The 26,050-nt window shown below is 36.8% G+C and carries 23 protein-coding genes, 2 rRNA genes and 1 other annotated feature; of the genes, 23 read left to right on the top strand and 2 right to left on the bottom strand.

Going from position 1 to position 26,050, the window contains the following annotated elements; translation table 11 throughout:
- The first annotated feature begins 271 nt into the window (after positions 1-271).
- Positions 272-3,195: ribosomal RNA gene (locus AST02_RS10405) — 23S ribosomal RNA — on the top strand.
- Between the two features lie 82 nt (positions 3,196-3,277).
- Positions 3,278-3,392, top strand: a 5S ribosomal RNA gene (gene rrf / locus AST02_RS10410).
- A gap of 666 nt (positions 3,393-4,058) precedes the next feature.
- Here the strand turns inward: rrf and pdxR are convergent.
- Positions 4,059-5,432 carry a MocR-like pyridoxine biosynthesis transcription factor PdxR gene (gene pdxR / locus AST02_RS10415; protein ID WP_069817706.1) on the bottom strand — a complete coding sequence of 458 codons (1,374 nt, stop codon included), beginning with the start codon at positions 5,430-5,432 and terminating at the stop codon, positions 4,059-4,061.
- 100 nt (positions 5,433-5,532) lie between these two features.
- Between pdxR and pdxS the strand changes: the two genes are divergently transcribed.
- Entirely contained in the window at positions 5,533-6,420 is an 888-nt protein-coding gene (gene pdxS, locus AST02_RS10420) for a pyridoxal 5'-phosphate synthase lyase subunit PdxS (protein WP_069817707.1), read from the top strand.
- Position 6,421: 1 nt separating this feature from the next.
- Positions 6,422-6,997, top strand: coding sequence for a pyridoxal 5'-phosphate synthase glutaminase subunit PdxT (gene pdxT / locus AST02_RS10425; RefSeq protein ID WP_069817708.1), 576 nt, complete (start codon positions 6,422-6,424; stop codon positions 6,995-6,997).
- Positions 6,998-7,048: 51 nt separating this feature from the next.
- On the opposite strand, the gene AST02_RS10430 is transcribed toward pdxT, so the two are convergent.
- Complete coding sequence (locus AST02_RS10430; protein ID WP_069817709.1) at positions 7,049-8,263, bottom strand: NupC/NupG family nucleoside CNT transporter; 1,215 nt, start codon at positions 8,261-8,263, stop codon at positions 7,049-7,051.
- Between the two features lie 156 nt (positions 8,264-8,419).
- Between AST02_RS10430 and AST02_RS10435 the strand changes: the two genes are divergently transcribed.
- The 19 genes from AST02_RS10435 (at position 8,420) to rplJ (ending at position 26,038) form a co-directional block, all read left to right on the top strand.
- Positions 8,420-8,881 (top strand): CtsR family transcriptional regulator, encoded by a 462-nt coding sequence (locus AST02_RS10435; RefSeq protein WP_002508589.1) that lies wholly within the window; start codon positions 8,420-8,422, stop codon positions 8,879-8,881.
- Positions 8,882-8,897: 16 nt separating this feature from the next.
- On the top strand, positions 8,898-9,449 hold the full coding sequence (locus AST02_RS10440) for a UvrB/UvrC motif-containing protein (protein WP_069817710.1): 552 nt from the start codon (positions 8,898-8,900) through the stop codon (positions 9,447-9,449).
- Positions 9,442-10,452, top strand: coding sequence for a protein arginine kinase (locus tag AST02_RS10445; RefSeq protein ID WP_021339720.1), 1,011 nt, complete (start codon positions 9,442-9,444; stop codon positions 10,450-10,452). Before AST02_RS10440 ends, AST02_RS10445 begins: the two co-directional genes overlap by 8 nt.
- Before the next feature lie 11 nt (positions 10,453-10,463).
- Positions 10,464-12,926 (top strand): ATP-dependent Clp protease ATP-binding subunit, encoded by a 2,463-nt coding sequence (locus tag AST02_RS10450; RefSeq protein WP_069817711.1) that lies wholly within the window; start codon positions 10,464-10,466, stop codon positions 12,924-12,926.
- A 348-nt stretch (positions 12,927-13,274) separates the two neighbouring features.
- Entirely contained in the window at positions 13,275-14,651 is a 1,377-nt protein-coding gene (gene radA / locus AST02_RS10455) for a DNA repair protein RadA (protein WP_069817712.1), read from the top strand.
- A gap of 72 nt (positions 14,652-14,723) precedes the next feature.
- Positions 14,724-15,782 (top strand): PIN/TRAM domain-containing protein, encoded by a 1,059-nt coding sequence (locus AST02_RS10460; protein ID WP_069817713.1) that lies wholly within the window; start codon positions 14,724-14,726, stop codon positions 15,780-15,782.
- A gap of 438 nt (positions 15,783-16,220) precedes the next feature.
- Complete coding sequence (gltX, locus tag AST02_RS10465; protein ID WP_069817714.1) at positions 16,221-17,678, top strand: glutamate--tRNA ligase; 1,458 nt, start codon at positions 16,221-16,223, stop codon at positions 17,676-17,678.
- A 346-nt stretch (positions 17,679-18,024) separates the two neighbouring features.
- Entirely contained in the window at positions 18,025-18,666 is a 642-nt protein-coding gene (gene cysE / locus AST02_RS10470; protein ID WP_069817764.1) for a serine O-acetyltransferase, read from the top strand.
- Complete coding sequence (cysS, locus tag AST02_RS10475; protein WP_069817715.1) at positions 18,650-20,050, top strand: cysteine--tRNA ligase; 1,401 nt, start codon at positions 18,650-18,652, stop codon at positions 20,048-20,050. Before cysE ends, cysS begins: the two co-directional genes overlap by 17 nt.
- Before the next feature lies 1 nt (position 20,051).
- Entirely contained in the window at positions 20,052-20,438 is a 387-nt protein-coding gene (locus tag AST02_RS10480) for a Mini-ribonuclease 3 (RefSeq protein ID WP_069817716.1), read from the top strand.
- Positions 20,439-20,445: 7 nt separating this feature from the next.
- Positions 20,446-21,195, top strand: coding sequence for a 23S rRNA (guanosine(2251)-2'-O)-methyltransferase RlmB (gene rlmB, locus AST02_RS10485; RefSeq protein ID WP_069817717.1), 750 nt, complete (start codon positions 20,446-20,448; stop codon positions 21,193-21,195).
- Positions 21,192-21,716, top strand: coding sequence for an NYN domain-containing protein (locus AST02_RS10490; protein WP_069817718.1), 525 nt, complete (start codon positions 21,192-21,194; stop codon positions 21,714-21,716). The genes rlmB and AST02_RS10490 overlap by 4 nt, the downstream gene beginning before the upstream one ends.
- 72 nt (positions 21,717-21,788) lie before the next feature.
- Positions 21,789-22,358 (top strand): sigma-70 family RNA polymerase sigma factor, encoded by a 570-nt coding sequence (locus tag AST02_RS10495; protein ID WP_069817719.1) that lies wholly within the window; start codon positions 21,789-21,791, stop codon positions 22,356-22,358.
- A 137-nt stretch (positions 22,359-22,495) separates the two neighbouring features.
- Positions 22,496-22,639: a 50S ribosomal protein L33 gene (gene rpmG / locus AST02_RS14130; protein ID WP_081289077.1), complete on the top strand. Its 144-nt coding sequence runs from the start codon at positions 22,496-22,498 to the stop codon at positions 22,637-22,639.
- Positions 22,640-22,769: 130 nt separating this feature from the next.
- On the top strand, positions 22,770-22,949 hold the full coding sequence (gene secE, locus AST02_RS10500) for a preprotein translocase subunit SecE (protein WP_002484168.1): 180 nt from the start codon (positions 22,770-22,772) through the stop codon (positions 22,947-22,949).
- 14 nt (positions 22,950-22,963) lie between these two features.
- Positions 22,964-23,512 carry a transcription termination/antitermination protein NusG gene (gene nusG, locus AST02_RS10505; protein ID WP_002508575.1) on the top strand — a complete coding sequence of 183 codons (549 nt, stop codon included), beginning with the start codon at positions 22,964-22,966 and terminating at the stop codon, positions 23,510-23,512.
- 401 nt (positions 23,513-23,913) lie between these two features.
- Positions 23,914-24,336, top strand: a complete 423-nt coding sequence (gene rplK / locus AST02_RS10510; protein WP_069817720.1) for a 50S ribosomal protein L11 — start codon at positions 23,914-23,916, stop codon at positions 24,334-24,336.
- Positions 24,337-24,537: 201 nt separating this feature from the next.
- Complete coding sequence (rplA, locus tag AST02_RS10515) at positions 24,538-25,233, top strand: 50S ribosomal protein L1 (RefSeq protein WP_069817721.1); 696 nt, start codon at positions 24,538-24,540, stop codon at positions 25,231-25,233.
- Positions 25,234-25,318: 85 nt separating this feature from the next.
- Positions 25,319-25,466: a sequence feature (ribosomal protein L10 leader region), on the top strand.
- Positions 25,467-25,528: 62 nt separating this feature from the next.
- Positions 25,529-26,038 carry a 50S ribosomal protein L10 gene (rplJ, locus tag AST02_RS10520; protein WP_057511705.1) on the top strand — a complete coding sequence of 170 codons (510 nt, stop codon included), beginning with the start codon at positions 25,529-25,531 and terminating at the stop codon, positions 26,036-26,038.
- The last annotated feature ends 12 nt before the right edge of the window (positions 26,039-26,050 follow it).

The following is a 26,050-nucleotide window of genomic DNA, read 5'->3' on the forward strand; positions in this document are numbered from 1 at the left end:
CATCTTCCTTGAGAAGATGAAGAGGAATGACATTGACATATTGCATTCAGTTTTGAATGCTCATTACGAGTATTCATTGCGTTATTTTGTACATTGAAAACTAGATATGTAAGTAAAATTTATGATTTTACCAAGCAAAACCGAGTGAATTAGAGTTTTAAAAAGCTTGAATTCAAAAAAATAGAAATAATCGCTAGTGTTCGAAAGAACACTCACAGATTAATAACATTTTAGGTTTTCAACCGATTTTTTTCGTGTTGAAGGTCGAAAAGATTAAGTTATTAAGGGCGCACGGTGGATGCCTTGGCACTAGAAGCCTACGAAGGACGTTACTAACGACGATATGCTTTGGGGAGCTGTAAGTAAGCTTTGATCCAGAGATTTCCGAATGGGGAAACCCAACACGAGTTATGTCGTGTTATCGATATGTGAATACATAGCATATCTGAAGGCAGACGCGGGGAACTGAAACATCTTAGTACCCGCAGGAAGAGAAAGAAAAATCGATTCCCTGAGTAGCGGCGAGCGAAACGGGAAGAGCCCAAACCAACGAGCTTGCTTGTTGGGGTTGTAGGACACTCTATACGGAGTTACAAAAGAACAAATTAGACGAATCATCTGGAAAGATGAATCAAAGAAGGTAATAATCCTGTAGTCGAAAGTTTGTTCACTCTTGAGTGGATCCTGAGTACGACGGAACACGAGAAATTCCGTCGGAATCCGGGAGGACCATCTCCCAAGGCTAAATACTCTCTAGTGACCGATAGTGAACCAGTACCGTGAGGGAAAGGTGAAAAGTACCCCGGAAGGGGAGTGAAATAGAACTTGAAACCGTGTGCTTACAAGTAGTCAGAGCCCGTTAATGGGTGATGGCGTGCCTTTTGTAGAATGAACCGGCGAGTTACGATTTGATGCAAGGTTAAGCAGTTAATGTGGAGCCGTAGCGAAAGCGAGTCTGAATAGGGCGTTGAGTATTTGGTCGTAGACCCGAAACCAGGTGATCTACCCATGACCAGGCTGAAGTTCAGGTAACACTGAATGGAGGGCCGAACCGACTTACGTTGAAAAGTGAGCGGATGAGTTGTGGGTAGCGGAGAAATTCCAATCGAACCTGGAGATAGCTGGTTCTCTCCGAAATAGCTTTAGGGCTAGCCTTAAGTAATGATTATTGGAGGTAGAGCACTGTTTGGACGAGGGGCCCTTATCGGGTTACCGAATTCAGACAAACTCCGAATGCCAATCAATTTTATCTTAGGAGTTAGAACGCGGGTGATAAGGTCCGTGTTCGAAAGGGAAACAGCCCAGACCACCAGCTAAGGTCCCAAAATATATGTTAAGTGGAAAAGGATGTGGCGTTGCCCAGACAACTAGTATGTTGGCTTAGAAGCAGCCATCATTTAAAGAGTGCGTAATAGCTCACTAGTCGAGTGACACTGCGCCGAAAATGTACCGGGGCTAAACATATTACCGAAGCTGTGGATTGTCCGTAAGGACAGTGGTAGGAGAGCGTTCTAAGGGCGTTGAAGCATGATCGCAAGGACATGTGGAGCGCTTAGAAGTGAGAATGCCGGTGTGAGTAGCGAAAGACGGGTGAGAATCCCGTCCACCGATTGACTAAGGTTTCCAGAGGAAGGCTCGTCCGCTCTGGGTTAGTCGGGTCCTAAGCTGAGGCCGATAGGCGTAGGCGATGGATAACAGGTTGATATTCCTGTACCACCAAATTTCGTTTTAAGCGATGGGGGGACGCAGTAGGATAGGCGAAGCGTACTATTGGATTGTACGTCCAAGCAATGAGACTGAGTGTTAGGCAAATCCGGCACTCTTAAGGTCAAGTTGTGATGGGGAGAGGAAATTGTTTCCTCGAGTCGTTGATTTCACACTGCCAAGAAAAGCCTCTAGCTAGAATTTTGGTGCCCGTACCGCAAACCGACACAGGTAGTCAAGATGAGAATTCTAAGGTGAGCGAGCGAACTCTCGTTAAGGAACTCGGCAAAATGACCCCGTAACTTCGGGAGAAGGGGTGCTCTTTAGGGTTAACGCCCAGGAGAGCCGCAGTGAATAGGCCCAAGCGACTGTTTATCAAAAACACAGGTCTCTGCTAAACCGTAAGGTGATGTATAGGGGCTGACGCCTGCCCGGTGCTGGAAGGTTAAGAGGAGTGGTTAGCTTCGGCGAAGCTACGAATCGAAGCCCCAGTAAACGGCGGCCGTAACTATAACGGTCCTAAGGTAGCGAAATTCCTTGTCGGGTAAGTTCCGACCCGCACGAAAGGCGTAACGATTTGGGCACTGTCTCAACGAGAGACTCGGTGAAATCATAGTACCTGTGAAGATGCAGGTTACCCGCGACAGGACGGAAAGACCCCGTGGAGCTTTACTGTAGTCTGATATTGAAATTCGGTACAACTTGTACAGGATAGGTAGGAGCCTTTGAAACGTGAGCGCCAGCTTACGTCGAGGCGTTGGTGGGATACTACCCTTGCTGTGTTGGATTTCTAACCCGCACCATTTATCATGGTGGGAGACAGTGTCAGATGGACAGTTTGACTGGGGCGGTCGCCTCCTAAAGAGTAACGGAGGCGCTCAAAGGTTTCCTCAGAATGGTTGGAAATCATTCATAGAGTGTAAAGGCATAAGGAAGCTTGACTGCGAGACTTACAAGTCGAGCAGGGTCGAAAGACGGACTTAGTGATCCGGTGGTTCCGCATGGAAGGGCCATCGCTCAACGGATAAAAGCTACCCCGGGGATAACAGGCTTATCTCCCCCAAGAGTTCACATCGACGGGGAGGTTTGGCACCTCGATGTCGGCTCATCGCATCCTGGGGCTGTAGTCGGTCCCAAGGGTTGGGCTGTTCGCCCATTAAAGCGGTACGCGAGCTGGGTTCAGAACGTCGTGAGACAGTTCGGTCCCTATCCGTCGTGGGCGCAGGAAATTTGAGAGGAGCTGTCCTTAGTACGAGAGGACCGGGATGGACATACCTCTGGTGTACCAGTTGTCGTGCCAACGGCATCGCTGGGTAGCTATGTATGGACGGGATAAGTGCTGAAAGCATCTAAGCATGAAGCCCCCCTCAAGATGAGATTTCCCAACTTCGGTTATAAGATCCCTCAAAGATGATGAGGTTAATAGGTTCGAGGTGGAAGCATAGCGATATGTGGAGCTGACGAATACTAATCGATCGAAGACTTAATCAAATTTAAAAAGTGTTTTGTTTGGCATTATCAAATTTTACTTACTATCTAGTTTTGAATGTATAATTTTTTATACAGTTCATTGTCTGGTGACAATGGCAAGGAGGTCACACCTGTTCCCATGCCGAACACAGTAGTTAAGCTCCTTAGCGCCGATGGTAGTCGGACTTACGTTCCGCAAGAGTAGGACGTTGCCAGGCAGCATTATAGGATGCGATGAGCCCGAGACCGAGAGGTCTCTTTTTTTATGCGCAAAAGAAGCTTAACTTCCAAAAACAACTGGTTTAAGACATGACCACATAAGCTGAAGCTCATGTGTAAGAACTACTAATCCCAATGATTTTGAGAAGTAGTTCTTTAGAAGCTGACGAACTGAGTGAAAGACGCAACGAGCTTACAAGCGGTAAGTGAGTAAGGAATAAAGTGAATATTAAATGTATACAAGAGCTGAAGCTCTTGCATAAGCACTACTAATCTTGCAGACAAGAAAGTAGTGCTTTAAAGCTTCTTAGCGCCGAAGGTAGCCGACTTACATTCCGCAAGAGTAGGGAAAGAGACGCATGAGTTTTAGCTCATGTGTAAGGCCCACTAATCTCAATAAATTGAGAAGTGAGGCTTTACAGGCAGTATTATAGATGCGATGAGCCCGAGACCGAGAGGTCTCTTTTTTGTGCGCAAAAAAGTGAGAATGGTCCAATAGAGATGGTTATAATTTAAGGATTACAAGAGCTGGTGCTCTTGTATAAGAACTACTAATTTCGCAAGCGAAAAAGTGGTTCTTTATAAATTAAAAGTGACACTTTACTTGCATAAGCACTACTAATCTTGCAGGCAAGAAAGTAATGCTTTTAGATATTAGTTATTATTTAAATTGTCAATGAACGAATCAGTGCATTGGTGTGGTCCTCTAGTTGTGAAAAAGGTATTCCACCAAAACCTAAAATAAATTTTACAGATTGTTGTGACTTATCATATTTACTAAAAGGAATGATTTTCAAATTATTTTCTTCAGCATTTTTTAAACATTGTTTCATAGTTAAACCATTTTTTACAGTTAGTGTAAAGTGCATGCCTGCTAACGCACCATCAATTTCTAATTGTTCTTGATAGGGTTTGAGTGCATCTAATATAAACTTAAGTTTGTCTCTATAAACGTTTCTCATTTTATTTAAATGTCTCTCAAAACTACCTGACTGCATAAAACTTGCCACCATTTTTTGTATATGTGCGGGTACTGTATTACCTTCTTTATTTTCTAGTGAGTTGTATAATTTTAACAGTTTTTTAGGTAATACTAGGTAAGCAACTCTGCAACTTGGGAATAAAGATTTTGAGAATGTACTAATATATATAACTTTATCTTTTGTATCTAAACTTTGTAATGCAGGAATAGGCTTTCCAAAGTAACGGAATTCCGAATCATAATCATCTTCAATAATGTATCTATTTTCAAATTGCTGTGCCCAGTGAATAAGTTGGGTACGCTTTTTTAAATTCATCACATAGCCAGTAGGAAATTGATGAGAAGGTGTAACATAAGCGATATTATTATGAGATTCATTGAAATATTCTAGCTCAATTCCTGTATTATTCACAGGTACTTGGAGATAAGTAATTTGTTTTTTGTCTAAAACTTGTTTGATTGGTGGATAGCTCGGATTTTCAATTAAAAAGCGTCCTTTATTCAAAATGTCAGTTAATAAATTAATAAGTTGTTCTGTAGAAGAACCAATAATAATTTGTTCTGGATGACACGCTACGCCTCTACTATTAAATAAGTAATGCGCTATTTCTTGGCGCAGTGTCCATTCTCCTTTGGGATTTGTATGTTGCAGTAAGTTCAATTGACCATCTTCAAAAGTATCGCGCGCATATTTTCTAAATTGCTGCATAGGAAAATATTCTGCATCTATTTCTGATAAATTGAAGGCAAATTCATATGTTTGTTGAGTCTGATTATTATTATTTTGTTCGTAATTTGTGTTTGATGTGTGTAAATCTCTAGTAATAATTGGTAAGGTTTCGACATCGGATACAAAATAACCTGATCGTGGTTTGGCGTATATGTACCCCTCATCCGATAGAATTTGATAAGCGTGTTCGATTGTTGTATTACTTACAGATAAATGTTGCCCTAACGCTCGTTTAGAAGGAAATTTATCGCCTGATTTATATTGGCCTTCAATGATTTGTTTTTTTAAATTCTCGTACAGATTGATGTATAAATGCTCTTTCGTCATTTCAACTGACCTCCTAAATTAATCTAGAATTGTCCCTTTTTAAATACCAGTTTATCTTTTAAAATGAATTTAATCAACTAAGCAAAGGGGTTAAATAAATATGTCTAAAGTAATTGGATCTGAAAGAGTTAAAAGAGGAATGGCGGAAATGCAAAAAGGTGGCGTCATTATGGACGTTGTAAACGCAGAACAAGCTAAGATAGCTGAGGATGCCGGCGCTGTTGCAGTAATGGCATTAGAACGCGTGCCTTCTGATATTAGAGCTGCAGGTGGTGTTGCACGAATGGCTAACCCTAAAATTGTAGAAGAGGTTATGGATGCTGTCTCTATACCAGTTATGGCAAAAGGCCGCATTGGTCATATAACTGAAGCTCGTGTATTAGAATCTATGGGTGTTGACTATATCGATGAATCCGAAGTATTAACACCAGCTGATGAAGAGTTTCATCTACGTAAAGATACATTCACTGTACCATTTGTATGTGGTTGCCGTAATTTAGGTGAAGCTGCACGTCGTATTGGTGAAGGTGCTGCAATGTTACGTACTAAAGGTGAGCCAGGTACTGGAAATATCGTAGAAGCAGTAAGACATATGCGCCAGGTCAATTCAGAAGTGAGTCGTTTAACAGTTATGCATGACGATGAGATTATGACTGAGGCTAAAAATATTGGTGCACCATATGAAATTTTAAAATCTATTAAAGAAAATGGTAAATTACCAGTAGTTAATTTTGCAGCTGGTGGGGTAGCAACGCCTCAAGATGCTGCTTTAATGATGGAATTAGGTGCAGATGGCGTGTTTGTTGGATCAGGTATTTTTAAATCAGAAGATCCAGAAAAATTTGCTAAAGCAATTGTACAAGCAACTACACATTACCAAGACTACGAACTAATTGGACGTCTAGCTAAAGAATTAGGCACAGCAATGAAAGGTTTAGATATCAATGAGTTGTCATTAGAAGATCGTATGCAAGAGCGTGGATGGTAATATGAAAATTGGTGTTTTAGCCTTACAAGGCGCAGTGAGAGAACATATACGTCATATTGCACTAAGTGGTCATGAAGGCGTAGCAGTTAAGCGTGTCGAACAGTTGGATGACATTGATGGATTAATCATACCAGGCGGAGAATCTACTACGTTACGTCGCTTAATGAATCTTTATGGATTCAAAGATGCTTTGCAACAATCCACATTACCTATGTTTGGTACTTGTGCTGGCTTAATTATCTTAGCAACGAACATTGTTGGCGAAGCAGGTTATTTAGATAAACTGAATATCACTGTTCAAAGAAATTCTTTTGGCCGACAAGTTGATAGCTTTGAAAGCGAGTTAGATGTGAAAGGAATTGCTAAAGATATTGAAGGCGTATTTATTAGAGCACCTCATATAGAAAGTGTGCATGGGGAAGCGAGTGTACTTAGTACAGTGGGTGATAAAATTGTAGCTGTTCAACAAGGATGTTATTTAGGCGTTTCATTTCATCCTGAATTAACAGATGATTACAGAGTCACACAATATTTCATTGAATCAATTGTTAAACCGACCGTAACTGAAAAAGTATAAAAAAAGAGCGATAAGGTATTGATACCTTGTCGCTCTTTTAAATATTAATTTTTAAATAAAGAATCCTGCAATGGCTGCAGAAATAAATGAAACTAATGTAGCACCGAATAATAATTTTAGACCAAATCGTGCTACTACATCGCCTTTTTCGTTGTTAAGCGATTTGATTGCGCCAGAGATAATACCGATAGAGCTAAAGTTTGCGAATGATACTACGAATACTGAGATAACGCCTTTCGCGTGTTCACTCATGTCTTTAACTTTACTTAGACTTTCCATTGCAACAAATTCATTTGATAATAATTTCGTTGCCATAATAGAACCAGCTTGTACAGCTTCATGCCATGGCACACCAACTAAGAATGCGAATGGCGCAAATACGAAACCGATTAGTGTTTGGAAGTCCCAAGTAATGCTACCACCTGAAATACCAGTGAAAATCGCACTAACTACGCCATTTAGTAAAGCGATAATAGCGATATAACCAATTAACATTGCCCCAACAATGATTGCTACTTTAAACCCATCTAAAATGTATTCCCCTAACATTTCGAAGAAGGATTGTTTGCCTGTTTCACTTTCTTCAACTATTAATTTATCTTCTTTTGGATCAACTTTGTAAGGGTTGATGATAGAAGCAATAATGAAACCGCCGAAGAGATTTAAGACAACTGCCGTAACAACAAAGCGTGGTTCAATTAATGTGAAGTAAGCTCCAATAATTGATGCGGAAACGGTAGACATTGCTGAAGCAGTTAATGTATAAAGACGTTGTTTTGGAATGTGAGCAAGTTCTTTTTTTAATGAAATAAAAACTTCTGATTGTCCCAAAATTGCTGCTGCAACAGCGTTATATGATTCTAAACGACCCATACCATTAATTTTAGATATTACTAAACCTAAGACATTAATAATTACAGGTAAAATACGTGTATATTGTAAGATACCAATTAATGCTGATATGAAAACAATTGGTAATAATACGTTAAAGAAGAAAGGCGGATTTTCTGGATCTATGTATTGAATGCCACCAAATACAAAGTTCACACCTTCTGCAGCTTGTGCTAATAAGTAATTAAAGCCTACTGAAATACCACCAATGACTGTAATCCCAAATTTTGTTTTTAACAAAATAAATGCCATGACAAGTTGTATTACAAGTAGTAAGCCAACATATTGCCAACGAATATTTTTTCTGTCGGAACTGAAAAGAAAGGCTAACCCAATAAATACTACAATCCCAATTAAACCGATAATAATATGCATATTTTTTCATCCCTTTTATTTTTTTCTTAATATCTATAATACAATAAAACTGGTAGCACTTACATCCATAAACTAATATTTTTTAATCATATTGGTTGAAAAAGGTCAAAGTTGGTCATATAATATAGTCAAAGAAGGTCAAAAGAGGTGATAATCATGCACAATATGTCTGACATCATAGAACAGTACATTAAAAAATTATTTGAAGACACCAATAAAGACGTTGTAGAACTTCAACGTGCAAATATTGCACAGCGCTTTGACTGCGTGCCTTCTCAACTGAATTATGTAATTAAAACACGTTTTACAAATGAACATGGTTATGAGATTGAAAGTAAAAGAGGTGGTGGTGGGTACATCCGAATCACCAAAATTGAAAATAAAGACGAAACAGGTTACATTAATCACTTACTTCAATTAATAGGACCATCTATTTCTCAGCAACAAGCGTATTACATCATAGATGGTTTATTAGATAAAAAATATATCAATGAACGTGAAGCAAAAATGATCTATGCTGTCATTGATAGAGAAACACTAAAAATGGATGTATTATCGAGAGATATTATACGGGCTAATATTATCAAACGTTTATTACCTGTAATAAATTATTACTAAAGCGAGGTGTTTAGTCGTGCTATGCGAAAATTGTCATTTAAACGAAGCAGAAGTTAAATTAGCAGTAAAAGGACAAGATGGTGTAAATGAAAAATGGGTTTGTTCGACATGTGCTCAGGGTGGCAATCCTTGGACACAAAACCAACAGCTACAATCCCAAGATGATATTGAAGGTGCATTTGTTGTGAAACAAATCTTACAGCACTTAGCAGCTAAACATGGTATTGATTTTGATGAAATTGCTTTTAAAGAAGAAAAAAGATGTCCTAGTTGTCATATGACGTTAAAAGATATTGCACATGTTGGGAAATTTGGTTGTGCAAACTGCTATGCAACTTTTAAAGATGACATTGTCGACATTGTGCGTCGTGTGCAAGGTGGTCAAATTGAACACACAGGAAAAACACCTCGATCTTCGCATAGAAAATTAGCGCTTAAAAAACAAATTGAAGAAAAAAATTCATATTTAAATCAGCTTATTGAAGATCAGAATTTTGAAGAAGCTGCAATTGTTCGTGACGAAATTAAAGCATTGAAAGACGATGGCGAGGTGAAACATGATGAGTGATAATGATATTAGTGCATACATGAGTGAGTGGATGCGCGATAAAGAAGAAAGTCCTGTCGTGATGTCTTCAAGAATCCGATTGGCTAGAAACTTAGAAAATCATGTCCATCCATTAATGTTTCCGTCAGAGCAGGATGGTTATAGAGTGATTAATGAAGTACAGGATGCGCTTCCCGACTTGTTTATGCAGCGCTTAGATACTATGGATCAGCAAAGCAAATATAAACTCGTTGCGAAACATCTCATAAGTCCTGAATTAATCAGACAACCTGCCTCAGCAGTGTTATTAAATGATGATGAATCATTGAGTATCATGGTGAATGAAGAGGATCATATTCGAATTCAAGCTATGGGAAATGATTTATCACTGCAAACATTGTACGAGAATGCTTCTACTATAGATGATACACTTGATAGTGAGTTGGATGTAAGTTTTGATGAAACCTTAGGTTATTTAACAACTTGTCCGACAAATATTGGTACTGGCATGCGTGCGAGCGTGATGCTACATTTACCAGGTTTAACAATTATGAAGCGTATGAATCGCATCGCTCAAACGATTAACAGATTTGGTTTTACGATAAGAGGAATATTTGGTGAAAGTTCGCAAGTTTATGGTCATATTTATCAAATTTCAAATCAACTGACTTTGGGAAAAACGGAAGAAGAAATCATTGAAAGTTTAACTGAAGTTGTACAACAAATCATTAATGAAGAAATGCAAATTCGCGAACGTATGAACCGTCACAATCACATCGAAACATTGGATCGAGTATATCGTTCGTTAGGAATATTAAAATATAGTAGACTGATATCTATGGAGGAAGCATCACTGAGATTAAGTGAAGTGAAACTCGGTATTGATTTAGGCTATATTGAACTAGAAAACTTCAAATTTAATGAGTTAATGGTAGCAATACAATCGCCATTCTTATTAGATGATGAAGATGACAGAGTAGTAAATGAAAAAAGAGCAGATATATTAAGAGAACATATAAATTAGGAGGTCATGCTATGCTATTTGGTAGACTGACAGAACGTGCACAGCGTGTATTAGCACATGCTCAAGAAGAAGCAATTCGCTTAAATCATTCAAATATTGGAACAGAACATTTACTTTTAGGTTTGATGAAAGAACCTGAAGGTATTGCAGCTAAAGTATTAGAATCATTTGAAATTACTGAAGAAAAAGTAGTAGAAGAAGTAGAAAAATTAATCGGCCATGGTCAAGAACAGATGGGCGCTTTACACTATACACCTCGTGCGAAAAAAGTCATTGAATTATCAATGGATGAAGCGAGAAAATTACACCATAATTTTGTGGGAACAGAACACATTTTACTTGGTTTAATTAGAGAAAATGAAGGTGTAGCAGCACGTGTGTTTGCAAACTTAGACTTAAATATAACTAAAGCACGTGCACAGGTTGTTAAAGCATTAGGTAGTCCAGAGTTAAGTAATAAAAATGCACAAGCTAATAAATCTAATAACACACCAACTTTAGATAGCCTTGCACGTGACTTAACAGTTATTGCAAAAGATGGCACACTAGACCCAGTTATTGGTAGAGACAAAGAAATTACAAGAGTAATTGAAGTTTTAAGTCGTCGTACTAAAAATAACCCAGTACTCATTGGTGAACCAGGTGTTGGTAAAACTGCAATTGCAGAAGGCTTAGCTCAAGCGATTATTAAAAATGAAGTACCTGAAACGCTTAAAAATAAACGCGTAATGTCACTTGATATGGGAACAGTTGTAGCTGGTACGAAATATCGAGGCGAATTTGAAGAGCGTTTGAAAAAAGTAATGGAAGAAATTCATCAAGCAGGTGACGTTATACTATTCATTGATGAATTACACACATTAGTAGGCGCAGGCGGTGCTGAAGGTGCTATTGACGCATCAAACATCTTGAAACCTGCACTTGCACGAGGAGAACTACAATGTATCGGTGCAACGACATTAGATGAATATCGTAAAAACATTGAAAAAGATGCAGCACTTGAACGTCGTTTCCAACCAGTTCAAGTTGATGAACCAACAGTTGAAGATACGATTGAAATCTTAAAAGGATTACGTGATCGTTATGAAGCGCATCACCGTATTAATATTTCAGATGAAGCGGTAATCTCAGCTGCTACTTTAAGTCACCGTTATATTTCAGATCGTTTCTTACCTGATAAAGCAATCGACTTAATCGATGAAGCAAGTTCTAAAGTTAGACTTAGAAGTCATACCACACCACCGAACTTGAAAGAATTAGAACAAGAAATTGAGCAAGTTAAAAATGAAAAAGATGCTGCGGTACACTCACAAGAATTCGAAAATGCAGCAAATCTTCGTGATAAACAAACGAAATTAGAAAAACAATATGAAGAAGCTAATAATAATTGGAAGAACGCGCAAAATGGCGACAATACTGCTTTATCAGAAGAAGATATCGGAGAAGTTATCGCTGGCTGGACTGGAATTCCATTAACGAAAATTAATGAAACTGAATCAGACCGTTTATTAAACTTAGAAGATACACTTCATAACAGAGTGATTGGACAAAAAGCTGCTGTAACGTCTATCAGTAAAGCGGTTAGACGTGCGAGAGCTGGATTGAAAGATCCTAAACGTCCTATCGGTAGCTTTATCTTCTTAGGTCCTACAGGTGTAGGTAAAACTGAATTAGCTCGTGCTTTAGCAGAGTCTATGTTTGGTGAAGATGACGCAATGATTCGTGTGGATATGAGTGAATTTATGGAAAAACATGCAGTCAGTCGTCTAGTTGGTGCGCCTCCAGGTTATGTAGGTCATGATGATGGTGGGCAATTGACTGAAAAAGTAAGACGTAAACCTTATTCTGTTATCTTATTTGATGAAATTGAAAAAGCACACCCAGATGTATTTAACATCTTATTACAAGTGCTTGATGATGGACATCTTACTGATACAAAAGGACGTCGTGTAGATTTCCGTAATACAGTAATTATTATGACATCAAACGTTGGTGCGCAAGAATTACAAGATCAACGCTTTGCAGGTTTCGGTGGCGCATCAGAAGGCCAAGATTACGAAACAATTCGTAGCACAATGATGAAAGAATTGAAAAATGCTTTCCGTCCAGAATTCTTAAACCGTGTTGACGACATTATTGTATTCCACAAACTTTCTAAAGAAGAATTGAAAGAAATTGTAACAATGATGATTAACAAACTAACAAATCGTTTATCTGAACAAGATATCAATATTGAAGTTACAGATGCGGCAAAAGAAAAAATTGCTGAAGAAGGCTACGATCCAGAGTATGGTGCTAGACCATTAATTCGTGCAATTCAAAAAACAGTAGAAGATAATTTAAGTGAATTAATTTTAGACGGTAACCAAATTGAAGGTAAAAAAGTCGAAATTGATCATGACGGTAAAGAATATAAATATAATATTCAAGATAGAAAAGAAAAAAAGAAAGATAAAGAAACAACAGAATCATAAGTTAATCACTACAAGTGAGTTTTTATAGATTATAGTGCCTCTCAAATGTGCTCGTTCGCCTTTGAGAGGTGCTTTTTGTTTAATAATAGAAAATTTAAAGCATCCTTTAAAAAACTAGGATGTCATTTTTATTCGATAAATTTATAATATTATTGGCAGTATATATCTATGCATGGTATTTTATAAAAACAACTTTTATATAAACGCAGCTAGATCAAAGTATGATTATACGCAAGTGTAAAAAAAACCAACCGTAAAGGTTGTAGTAAGTTAAATAAGATTAAAATTTGTTTTTAAACAGGTTGAGGTATAAAATAGATTTGTTCAATGAAAGATGGAGGTGCAATCGTGGCCAAGAAGAAAGTTGTTTTTGAATGTATGGCATGTGGCTATCAGTCCGCAAAATGGATGGGTAAATGCCCGAATTGTGGTGGCTGGAACCAAATGGAAGAAATTGTTGAGCAAAAGGCGGCAAGTCCAAAACATGGCGTGCGCAGCCGTGACCGCGACAATGTTTCAAAAGTACAGAAGTTAAACGAAATTAAACAAGAGACGACACCACGTGTTACAACCAAGTCAGAGGAGTTTAATCGTGTGCTCGGTGGAGGTATCGTCAATGGTTCTCTCGTATTGATTGGTGGAGATCCTGGTATAGGAAAATCAACATTACTATTACAAATATGTGCGGCACTATCACAATCACATAATGTCTTATACATAACAGGGGAAGAATCATTAAATCAAACTAAGCTAAGAGCTGAAAGATTGGATGAAGATTCAAGCGAACTCAATGTATTTGCAGAAACTGATTTAGAAGTTATCCACGAGACAGTCAAACAATTAAAACCTGATTTACTTGTAGTTGACTCAATTCAAACGATATTTCATCCGGAAATTAGTTCAGCACCAGGCTCAGTGTCTCAAGTAAGAGAAAGTACACAAAGCTTAATGAATATCGCTAAACAAATGAATATTGCAACATTTATCGTGGGACATGTAACGAAAGAAGGACAAATCGCAGGCCCACGTTTACTAGAACATATGGTAGATACAGTACTTTATTTCGAAGGTGACGAACACCATGCATATCGTATTTTGAGAGCGGTGAAAAACCGTTTTGGTTCTACAAATGAAATGGGTATTTTTGAAATGAAACAAAGCGGATTGAAAGGTGTTAAAAACCCATCCGAGATGTTTTTAGAGGAACGTTCGACAAATGTGCCCGGCTCGACTATCGTCTCTACAATGGAAGGCACGAGACCATTACTTATAGAGGTTCAAGCCCTTGTTACGCCAACTACTTTTAATAATCCTAGACGGATGGCAACGGGTATTGATCACAACCGTTTGAGTTTGTTGATGGCAGTATTGGAGAAAAAAGAAAATTATTTACTTCAACAACAAGATGCGTATATTAAAGTTGCAGGTGGTGTAAGATTAACGGAACCTGCTGTTGATTTAGGTATCATTGTGGCAACTGCTTCAAGCTTTAAAGATCTAACGGTAGATGGTTTAGATTGCTTTATTGGAGAAGTTGGTCTGACTGGAGAGGTGAGACGCGTATCTCGTATAGAACAACGTGTGCAGGAAGCAGAGAAACTCGGATTTAAACGTATTATCATCCCAGAATCCAATATTGGTGGATGGCAATTCCCTAGTGATATTAAAGTCATTGGTGTGAAAAGTGTTCATGAAGCCTTAAAATATGCTTTGACAAAACATTAAATTAAATTCCAAAAATATACAGATAAAAAATATTTAATCTGTATAACTTTCTAGAGAAAGGGGTGTTAGAACTTGAACGTAATAAGAATCATTGTTATTTTGTGTTATATTATTTTAGGCGCTAGTTTAGGCGTATATCTTATTCCAGAAATTGCTGTGGATACTGGATTAAGTAAGTATATGTTATTAACGAATAATTATTTTAATGGACTTCTTGGTATTGTTATTTTCTTTTTAATTTTTGGTTGGTTTATTAAAAAAGCAACATTAACGTTGAAAGAATTAGAACAAACAATAATGCGTCAAAGTGCTGTAGAAATTTTGTTTGCTACAATTGGACTGATGATAGGTTTAGTTATTTCTGTTATGATATCATTTATTTTTCAAATAATAGGTAATAATGTGTTGAACCATTTTGTGCCAATCATTGTTACAATTATTTTAGGTTATTTCGGTTTTCAATTTGGCTTACGCAAACGTGATGAAATGTTATTGTTCTTCCCGGAAAATATGGCACGCTCGATGTCTATCAACGCACGTAACGCAGTACCAAAAATTATTGATACAAGCGCAATCATAGATGGTCGCATTTTAGATATTATAGAGTGTGGTTTTATAGATGGTGAAATACTCATACCTCAAGGCGTCATCAATGAGTTACAAGTTGTTGCTGATGCAAACGACAGTGTGAAACGTGAAAAGGGCCAACGAGGATTAGATATTTTGAATTCACTATATGATACTGATCATCCAACGCGTATTATACATCCGACGAAGTCTCATAGTGATATTGATGCAATGTTAATTAAGTTAGCACAACACTATAGAGCACATATTATTACTACAGATTTCAACCTCAATAAAGTATGCCATGTACAGGGTATTCATGCGCTAAATGTTAATGATTTATCCGAAGCGATTAAACCTTCAGTACATCAAGGTGACCGTTTTAACTTATTGCTTACTAAAATGGGTAAAGAATCAGGACAAGCAGTCGGATACTTAGATGATGGCACAATGGTCGTTGTAGATAATGCCAAAAAACATATCGGTGAATATATTGATTTAGAAGTAATCAGTTTATTACAAACATCATCAGGAAGAATTATTTTTGCAAAAAAGATTAATTAAATAAATTGCTAAAGGTTTTATATGGAAATGTAGCTAAAATTGTTACAGTTTCACATGAAACCTTTTTTGATATTTGAATATTATTTTTATAAAATTTGTGTACTCATCATTTTGAATTTAAGCACTGTGATTTCATATTAAGCGTTAAAGTGCTACAATAGATAGCGAAATTGTATTACTATAAAGGAATTACAAGTGTGTGAAAGTACACAGTTTTTTGGATAGTGATACTTTTAAAAATTATAAGCTATGGTATTATTAATAAGCGTAGAATAACAAACTTATTAATGGCTGAGCGTCATTATTATTGTTAACGACATAAAGTTAAGTCGATACACGTTCAGCTTTTTTGATGTGTGTATGTGTGAGTGTAACAAGTGATAAAACATAAAACGCAAAAAACATTACTAATTAATATTAAAAACGGGAGTGAACATAATGAGTGATCGTGTAAGAGTTAGATATGCCCCAAGTCCAACAGGTTATTTGCATATCGGTAATGCAAGAACTGCATTATTCAACTATTTATTTGCTAAACATTATGATGGAGATTTTGTAATTCGTATAGAAGATACGGACAGTAAACGTAATCTAACTGATGGCGAATCTTCACAATTTGATAATTTAAAATGGTTAGGTATCGATTGGGATGAATCTGTCGATAAAGATAAAGGTTATGGTCCTTATCGCCAATCAGAACGTGGCGAAATCTATAATCCGCTTATTCAGCAATTATTAGATGAAGACAAAGCGTATAAATGTTATATGACTGAAGAGGAACTTGAAGCTGAACGTGAACAACAAATTAAACGTGGAGAGATGCCGCGTTATGGTGGAAAACATGCACACTTAACTGAAGAAGAACGTCAACAATTCGAAGCAGAAGGTCGTCAACCTGCTATTCGTTTCCGTGTTCCTCAAGACACGACGTTCACTTTTGAAGATATGGTTAAAGGTGAAATTTCATTTGATTCAGATAATATGGGTGACTGGGTTATTGTTAAAAAAGATGGTGTACCTACGTACAATTTTGCAGTAGCTATTGATGATCACTATATGGAAATTTCAGATGTTATTCGCGGCGATGATCATATTTCTAATACACCAAAACAATTAATGATTTATGAAACGTTTGGTTGGGAAGCGCCTAGATTCGCGCATATGTCACTTATTGTTAACGAAGAACGTAAAAAATTAAGTAAACGCGACGGACAAATCCTACAATTCATCGAACAATATCGTGATTTAGGTTATTTACCAGAAGCATTATTTAACTTTATTACATTGTTAGGTTGGTCGCCAGAAGGTGAAGAAGAAGTTTATTCTAAAGAAGAATTTATTAAAATCTTCGATGAAAAACGTTTATCTAAATCACCTGCATTTTTCGACAAGCAAAAATTAGCATGGGTGAATAACCAATATATGAAACAAAAAGATACTGAAACAGTATTCGAATTAGCTTTACCGCATCTTATCAAAGCAGAATTACTTCCTGAAAATCCAAGCGAAGCAGATTTGGAATGGGGTCGTAAACTTGTTGCACTTTATCAAAAAGAAATGAGTTATGCCGGAGAAATCGTTCCTTTATCTGAGCTATTCTTCCGTGACGAACAAATTTTAGGTGACGATGAACAAGAAATCATCGAAGGTGAACAAGTACCAGAACTAATGAACCACTTATATGGTAAATTAGAAGCACTTGAACCATTTGAAGCGGCAGAAATTAAAAAAACAATCAAAGAAGTTCAAAAAGAAACTGGTATTAAAGGTAAACAACTATTCATGCCAATTCGTGTTGCCGTAACAGGCCAAATGCATGGACCAGAATTACCAAATACAATTGAAGTATTAGGTAAAGAAAAAGTGTTATTACGTTTAAAAAAATACGTTAAATAAAAAAGGTTGCGTGCGATGATATTGTCTCAAGGTGGAAATACTTGAAAAATTACATCGAACCACCTATTATTAAAATTGAAATAGCCAGAGGATTAGTAAGCGATGAAATGTGTAAAGAGAGTGTGCGGTTGCTGTGAGCACACCACTGAAATTGCTGAATGCACCTTTGTGTTAATGAACTAAATAAACTTTAATGAGTGAAGATAAGTTGCTTTTATATTTTTAACCCTACTTATGGTTAAGATAATCAACTTATATTTAAAAATAAGAGTGGAACCGTGCAAAGCACCTCTAACAAGTCAGTTAGAGGTGCTTTTTTAATAAGGAGGTAGCAACCTTGTTTAAGATATTGAAAAGAATAAAAGATGATGTGAACATGGTGTTTGAACAAGACCCAGCCGCACGTACTACATTGGAAGTTGTCACTTCTTATGCTGGCTTACATGCAGTATGGAGTCATTTGATTGCGCATGAACTATATAAAAAGAAGAAATATATATTAGCAAGATTGATTTCGCAAGTTGCGCGTTTTTTTACAGGTATTGAAATACATCCAGGAGCTAAAATAGGCAAACGTTTATTTATTGACCACGGTATGGGTGTCGTCATTGGTGAAACATGTAATATAGGAAATAATGTCACGATTTATCAAGGCGTTACATTGGGTGGTACTGGTAAAGAACGAGGTAAACGTCACCCTGATATAGGGGATAATGTATTAATAGCTGCAGGTGCTAAAGTACTAGGCGATATTAAAATTGATTCAAATGTGAACATAGGAGCAAACTCAGTTGTATTAAATTCTGTACCAAGTTATTCAACAGTCGTAGGTATACCAGGTCATATTGTTAAGCAAGATGGTAGACGTACTGGTAAAACGTTCGACCACCGTAACTTACCAGATCCTGTTTATGAACAATTAAAAGAATTAGAGAAACAACTTGAGAAAACAAGAAATGGAGAGATACAAGATGATTACATTATATAATACGTTAACACGTCAGAAAGAGACGTTTGAGCCTATTGAACCAGGCAAGGTTAAAATGTACGTTTGTGGACCAACAGTATATAATTATATTCATATTGGTAATGCAAGACCTGCAATTAATTACGATGTGGTAAGAAGATATTTCGAATATCAAGGATACGAAGTCGTATATGTGTCGAACTTTACTGACGTTGACGATAAATTAATCAAGCGTTCTAAAGAATTAGGCGAATCTGTAGAAACGATAGCGGATCGTTATATCGATGCCTTTTACGAAGATGTAGGTGCGCTAAACGTTAAAAAAGCAACATCTAATCCACGTGTTATGAACCATATGGACGATATTATTAAGTTTATTAAAGAACTTGTAAATCAAGGCAATGCTTATGAAAGTGGCGGCGATGTATACTTTAGAACACGTAAATTTGAAGACTACGGTAAATTAAGTCATCAATCATTGAATGATTTGAAAGTAGGCGCTCGCATAGAACAAGGTGAACAAAAAGAAGATGCATTGGATTTCACATTATGGAAACAAGCGAAACCAGAAGAAATAAGCTGGGATAGTCCATTTGGTAAAGGTAGACCAGGTTGGCATATTGAATGTTCTGTAATGGCATATCATGAACTAGGGGCAACAATTGATATTCACGCAGGTGGCACAGATTTACAATTCCCTCACCATGAGAATGAAATTGCACAATCAGAAGCACATAACCATGCGCCTTTCGCTAACTATTGGATGCATAATGGATTTATCAATATTGATAATGAAAAAATGAGTAAATCCTTAGGCAATTTCGTGCTTGTTCACGATATTATAAAACAAATTGACCCTGATGTATTACGTTTCTTCATGATTAGTGTACATTATAGAAGCCCGATTAATTATAATGTTGAACTTGTTGAAGCAGCTAAGAGTGGGTTAGAGCGTGTGCGTAACAGCTACCAAGCGATTGAAGAACGTGAAGCGATTGCGACAAATATTGACGATCAATCTGCATATATAGAAGCAATTGATGATATTTTAAAACAATTTGAAACAGTCATGAATGATGATTTTAATACAGCTAATGCAATTACTGCTTGGTATGATTTAGCAAAACTAGCTAATAAATACATCTTAGAAAACACAACTTCTACAACAGTAATTGAACGTTTTAAAGAAGTATATAAAGTTTTCAGCGACGTGCTAGGTGTGCCACTTAAAAGTAAAGAGAGCGACATGCTTTTAGATGAACAAGTCGAAGCGTTAATAGAAGAAAGAAACAAGGCGAGACAAAATAAAGACTTTGCGCGTGCAGACGAAATTCGTGATGACTTAAAAGCACAAAATATTATTTTAGAAGATACTGCGCAGGGTGTGAGATTTAAACGTGGCTAATATGGATAATAAATTATTGAATCCTTTGACGTTGGCATATATGGGCGATGCTGTTTTAGATCAACACGTAAGAGCATATATCGTGTTGAAATTGAAAGCTAAACCTAACCGGTTACACCAAGAAGCAAAACGCTATGTATCTGCTAAGAGTCAGGCAGAAACACTTGAGTTTTTAATGGAAAACAATTGGTTTACTGAAAGTGAACAAGATATTGTTCGTCGCGGTAGAAATGCTAAAAGTTATACAAAAGCGAAGAATACAGATATACAAACGTATCGTAAAAGTTCAGGATTAGAAGCCATCATTGGCTTTTTATACCTGGAAAAAGAACATGAACGTTTAACATCATTGTTAGAATGTATCGTAAAAAATGTAGATGAAAGGTAGTGGTACTGTGGAAGAGATAGTTATAGTCGGTCGCCATGCAGTAAAAGAAGCGATTGTCTCAGGACATACAATTAATAAGATTTTAATTCAAGATACTATCAAAAAAGGTCAAATAAATGAAATTTTAAAAAAGGCAAATAGTCAAAAAATCATTGTACAAACAGTGCCGAAATCTAAAATAGACGGATTGTCAGAGTCACCTCATCAAGGGATTGCAGCATATATTGCACCATATGAATATGCAGATTTTGACGAATTTTTGGTTAAGCAAAAAGCACAAGACAAATTATCTACAGTACTTATACTAGATGGTTTAGAAGACCCACATAATTTAGGATCGATTTTAAGAACGGCTGATGCCTCAGGTGTGGATGCAGTTATCATTCCTAAGAGACGTTCAGTTGCATTAACACAAACGGTAGCTAAAGCCTCTACAGGTGCAATAGAGCACATACCTGTGATTCGTGTGACGAACTTAGCGAATACGATTGATGCTTTAAAAGACAATGGTTATTGGGTTGTTGGTACTGAAGCGGAGAATTCAACGGATTATAGAGAAATGGATGCAGCTATGCCTTTAGCGATTGTGATTGGAAGCGAAGGACAAGGTATGAGCCGTTTAGTAAAAGATAAATGTGACTTCTATATAAATATTCCTATGGTCGGTCATGTTAATAGTTTGAATGCGTCTGTAGCAGCAAGTCTGATGATGTATGAGGTTTACCGCAAACGTCATCAGATTGGAGATAAGAGATGAAGGATCGTTATTTAATCATTGATGGTTATAATATGATAGGACAATCGCAGGACTTAAGTCGTATAGCAAAGGACAATCTCGAGGAAGCACGCGATCAATTACTTACAGCTATAGCGAATTACAATGCTGTAATAGCTGATGAAGTCGTCTGCGTTTTTGATGCTTATGAACAATCCGGCCCACCTTCAGAATATATGTACCACGGGGTTAAAACGATATTCACAAAAGAAAAAGAAACGGCAGACAGCTATATAGAACGTTACGTCTATGATTTATATGAGAAACACACAAGACATATTACGGTTGTTACGAGTGATATGAGCGAACAACATGCAATATTCGGTGCGGGAGCTTTTCGTATTTCTTCAAGAGAGATGTGGAGAGACTTAAGGGAGAATGAAGTTTCTGTATCTAAAGAGCTCGATGGCTTCAACGAGCAAAAGCCACGAACACGAATCGAGCTCTCTCATGAAATTCTTAAAGAATTTGAAAAATTAAGACGTGGAGATAATCGCAAATAACTATTTTGTACGCTTGATTTTTTTATAGCAAACTCTGTATCCTATCCTTACTTTAAGGAAAGGATAACGGACATGTTTGATAGAATTCACAGCAATGAATGTACAACCTATTCGAAGCATCGATTACAAAGTGAAACTGATGTAGAACAAATTATTGATGAAATCACACCATTGATTAATAAAAGATTAAATCATTTTTCAGTTCATCCGAGTGACAAAGAAGATTTGTGCCAAGAAGTACTTTTGAAATTGTATGGTGCGTTAAGCCGTTTTGATTTTACAGAAGCTACACCTTTAGAACATTATGTCAATTGCGTTATAAAAAATGTGAGAAATGATTATATACGCAAAAAAATGTATACACGACGGCGTCAAGAAATGCTTGTGAATGAATTTATAGTTGCTTATAATAATTCGAAATCTGAACAACCTATAGACAGATACATCATTGCACGGGAAATATCTTCGCAATTAAAACAGTGCTTGAAAAGGCTAACCGATTTAGAACAACGCATTATAAGTTATATTTTAATAGACTATAAACCACAGGAAATTGCACAAATTTTAAATTTAAACACCAAAGTAGTTTACAATGCCATACATCGTTGTAAAATAAAGATAAGACGTTGTTTGGAAAAATGAAAATATGTATTGAAACCAAGCTGTATGTCGTGCCACTATCACGAAAATAGCATGGTTGAGTGGATTGTTGATAATTGACAATTGACTCAGAAGTTCTGTATAGTAGATTGGTATTATAATGAGTAAGGTGAAGTCTAATGAAAAAAGTACCACTGAATTGTGAAGTCTGCGGCAGTAGAAATTATAATGTTCCGAAACAAAGTAACCTTACATCTAGAATGACATTAAAAAAATATTGTCCGAGATGTAATGCACATACGATGCACAAGGAATCAAAATAATAAGATGACATATTAAGTGATCAGTTGAGTGAATATATCTTTTCAACTAAGTTGAGAGTATTGTATTTGCTTGATTTGTTGTATGGAATAAGCAAATAAGGAATAACGAAATAATACGGAGGTCTTGTTAATGGCTAAAAAAGAAAATTTCTTCCAAGGCGTAAAGTCAGAAATGGAAAAGACAAGTTGGCCGACGAAAGAAGAATTATTTAAGTACACAGTCATTGTTGTAGCTACAGTAGTATTTTTCTTAGTGTTCTTCTATGCCTTAGACTTAGGAATTGGTAGAATTATAGAGTTAATTAAATAGATAGGAGTGACGACATGTCTGAAGAAGTTGACGCAAAGCGTTGGTATGCTGTGCATACTTATTCTGGTTATGAGAATAAAGTTAAAAAGAATTTAGAAAAACGTGTTGAATCTATGAATATGACAGAAAAAATATTCAGAGTTGTTATACCGGAAGAGGAAGAAACACAAGTTAAAGATGGTAAAGCCAAAACATTAACTAAAAAAACATTCCCTGGTTATGTATTAGTTGAATTAGTGATGACTGATGAATCATGGTATATCGTGAGAAATACACCTGGTGTAACAGGATTTGTTGGTTCAGCTGGTTCTGGATCTAAACCTAACCCATTACTTCCAGATGAAGCACGTTTCATTCTTAAACAAATGGGCATGAAAGAGAAGACAATTGATGTTCAATTGGATTTAGGTGAACAAGTGAGAGTTAAATCAGGTCCATTTGCTAATCAAGTTGGTGAAGTTCAAGAAATTGAGGCTGATAAATTCAAACTTACTGTTCTTGTAGACATGTTTGGTAGAGAAACACCAGTAGAAGTAGAATTTGATCAAGTTGAAAAACTATAAATGATTACAAGTGCTAAGGCACTTGCATAAGTGGCACTAATCCCGCTAAAGCGAGAAGAGCCACTTTACATGCATAAGAAGACCTAATCACTAAAGTGATAAGGTTTAGTAAAAGGATTACCTGAGCTGGAGCTCATGCATAACAACATCTAATCACTAAAGTGATAAGGTCTAGTAAAAGGATTACCTGAGCTGAAGCTCATGCATAAGAAGACCTAATCAATGAAATTGATAAGGTCTTCTTTAAAAAAGTTACACTTTACCATTGCGTAATCAAACGGGTTAATGGTATAATACTGTGGTCGCGCTCATAGAGCGTTCATTTCGTCACGAAATGTAGAAGAGTGGGAGGACAAAACTGAGTCCTGTGACCACATCACGATATCAAGGAGGTGCACATCGTGGCTAAAAAAGTAGAAAAAGTAGTTAAATTACAAATTCCTGCAGGTAAAGCAAATCCAGCACCACCAGTTGGTCCGGCATTAGGTCAAGCAGGTGTGAATATTATGGGATTCTGTAAGGAATTCAACGCACGTACACAAGAAGACGTAGGTTTAATCATACCGGTAGAAATTAGTGTTTATGAAGATCGTTCATTTACATTTATTACAAAAACACCACCGGCTCCAGTACTACTTAAAAAAGCTGCTGGCGTTGAAAAAGGCTCAGGCGAACCTAATAAAAACAAAGTAGCAACAGTAACTAAAGATCAAGTACGTGAAATTGCAAACCAAAAAATGCAAGATTTAAACGCTGCAGACGAAGAAGCAGCTATACGTATTATCGAAGGTACTGCTCGTAGTATGGGTATTACAGTTCAATAATTAAAATGAGTAATGAAAACATAGATTGACGATAGAAGCAGATGACAGAAAAGACAAACATGATGACAGCATTCAATATTGTCGTAATATGAGGAATAAATGTCATTTATTATTAAACCTCTCTGTTATCTGCTCTTAACTTGTGAAAACAAGTAAATGTGGGAGGGAATTCCGCTAAAACCACTGAAGGAGGAACATGAAATGGCTAAAAAAAGCAAAAGATATCAAGAAGTAGCTAGCAAAATCGATCGTGAAAAACACTACAGTGTTGAAGAAGCGATTGCATTAGCTAAAGAAACAAACATTGCTAACTTTGACGCATCAGTTGAAGTAGCATTCCGTTTAGGTATTGATACACGTAAAAATGATCAACAAATCCGTGGAGCAGTAGTACTTCCAAACGGTACTGGTAAATCACAAAGTGTATTAGTATTCGCAAAAGGCGAAAAAGCAGCTGAAGCAGAAGCAGCAGGTGCTGATTTCGTTGGTGAAGGCGAATACGTAGAAAAAATCCAACAAGGTTGGTTTGACTTCGACGTAGTAGTAGCTACACCAGACATGATGGGCGAAGTTGGTAAACTTGGTCGCGTATTAGGACCTAAAGGTTTAATGCCAAACCCTAAAACTGGAACAGTAACTATGGATGTTACTAAAGCAGTTGAAGAAATTAAAGCTGGTAAAGTTGAATACCGTGCTGAAAAATCAGGTATCGTTCATGCATCAATTGGTAAAACATCATTTGATACTGAAAAATTAGTTGAAAACTTCAGAACTTTACAAGACGTTTTAACTAAATTAAAACCTGCATCAGCTAAAGGTACTTACTTCAAATCTGTTGCTGTAACAACAACAATGGGTCCTGGAGTTAAAGTTGACACATCAGGCTTTAAACTATAATTATTAACATAAAATATTTTGAGGTTGAAAGTATTGCTTTCCGCCTCAAATAAATATTGACATAACACATGAAACCAGTTATATTGGTTAATGTATTATTTTACCTAAGACAGTAGGAGTTAGTGATAACTTAAAATTATATCCTGCCGAGGCTAAAATTGACTTGAACGTGAAGAATTTAGATCTTTCAAGCACTTTTTGCCACGGGTAGAAAGTGCTTTTTTTATTGAGTAATGTTTGTAAGGACAGTGGCTCAAGATAAAAAGCACCAAACTAAATCTATGGAGGTGTCTAAATGTCTGCTATCATCGATGCAAAACAACAACAAGTTGATATCATTGCAGAACAACTTAAAAACTCAGTATCTACAGTTATCGTTGACTATCGTGGTCTAAGCGTTGCTGAAGTAACTGAATTACGTTCGCAATTACGTGAAGCTGGTGTTGAGTATAAAGTTTACAAAAACACTATGGTTCGCCGTGCAGCTGAACAAGCTGGTATTGACGGTTTAAATGAATTCTTAGTAGGTCCTACTGCAATCGCAACTTCAACTGAAGATGTAGTTGCTCCAGCGAAAGTTATCGCGGGATTCGCTAAAGAACATAAAGCATTAGAAGTTAAAACAGGTGTTATGGAAGGCAATGTTATCTCAGCAGAACAAGTTAACACTGTTGGTACATTACCATCACACGACGGTCTTGTTTCTATGCTTTTATCAGTATTACAAGCTCCAGTACGCAACTTCGCTTATGCGGTTAAAGCAATTGGAGAAGAAAAAGAAGGAAAAGAAGAAAGCGCTGAATAATTGCGCATAAAC

This window comes from Staphylococcus equorum (assembly GCF_001747895.1).
In the GTDB taxonomy this organism is placed as follows: Bacteria; Bacillota; Bacilli; order Staphylococcales; family Staphylococcaceae; genus Staphylococcus; species Staphylococcus equorum_A.

Excerpts from the sequence above, each read along its gene's own strand:
- nusG (WP_002508575.1), top strand. The coding sequence starts at position 22,964 with ATGTCTGAAGAAGTTGACGCAAAGCGTTGGTATGCTGTGCATACTTAT.
- AST02_RS10480 (WP_069817716.1), top strand. The coding sequence starts at position 20,052 with ATGGATAATAAATTATTGAATCCTTTGACGTTGGCATATATGGGCGAT.
- AST02_RS10490 (WP_069817718.1), top strand. The coding sequence starts at position 21,192 with ATGAAGGATCGTTATTTAATCATTGATGGTTATAATATGATAGGACAA.
- cysS (WP_069817715.1), top strand. The coding sequence starts at position 18,650 with ATGATTACATTATATAATACGTTAACACGTCAGAAAGAGACGTTTGAG.
- AST02_RS10450 (WP_069817711.1), top strand. The coding sequence starts at position 10,464 with ATGCTATTTGGTAGACTGACAGAACGTGCACAGCGTGTATTAGCACAT.
- rplJ (WP_057511705.1), top strand. The coding sequence starts at position 25,529 with ATGTCTGCTATCATCGATGCAAAACAACAACAAGTTGATATCATTGCA.
- AST02_RS10445 (WP_021339720.1), top strand. The coding sequence starts at position 9,442 with ATGAGTGATAATGATATTAGTGCATACATGAGTGAGTGGATGCGCGAT.
- secE (WP_002484168.1), top strand. The coding sequence starts at position 22,770 with ATGGCTAAAAAAGAAAATTTCTTCCAAGGCGTAAAGTCAGAAATGGAA.
- AST02_RS10495 (WP_069817719.1), top strand. The coding sequence starts at position 21,789 with ATGTTTGATAGAATTCACAGCAATGAATGTACAACCTATTCGAAGCAT.
- gltX (WP_069817714.1), top strand. The coding sequence starts at position 16,221 with ATGAGTGATCGTGTAAGAGTTAGATATGCCCCAAGTCCAACAGGTTAT.
- rplA (WP_069817721.1), top strand. The coding sequence starts at position 24,538 with ATGGCTAAAAAAAGCAAAAGATATCAAGAAGTAGCTAGCAAAATCGAT.
- AST02_RS10430 (WP_069817709.1), bottom strand. The coding sequence starts at position 8,263 with ATGCATATTATTATCGGTTTAATTGGGATTGTAGTATTTATTGGGTTA.
- rpmG (WP_081289077.1), top strand. The coding sequence starts at position 22,496 with ATGAAAAAAGTACCACTGAATTGTGAAGTCTGCGGCAGTAGAAATTAT.
- pdxR (WP_069817706.1), bottom strand. The coding sequence starts at position 5,432 with ATGACGAAAGAGCATTTATACATCAATCTGTACGAGAATTTAAAAAAA.
- AST02_RS10435 (WP_002508589.1), top strand. The coding sequence starts at position 8,420 with ATGCACAATATGTCTGACATCATAGAACAGTACATTAAAAAATTATTT.
- pdxT (WP_069817708.1), top strand. The coding sequence starts at position 6,422 with ATGAAAATTGGTGTTTTAGCCTTACAAGGCGCAGTGAGAGAACATATA.
- pdxS (WP_069817707.1), top strand. The coding sequence starts at position 5,533 with ATGTCTAAAGTAATTGGATCTGAAAGAGTTAAAAGAGGAATGGCGGAA.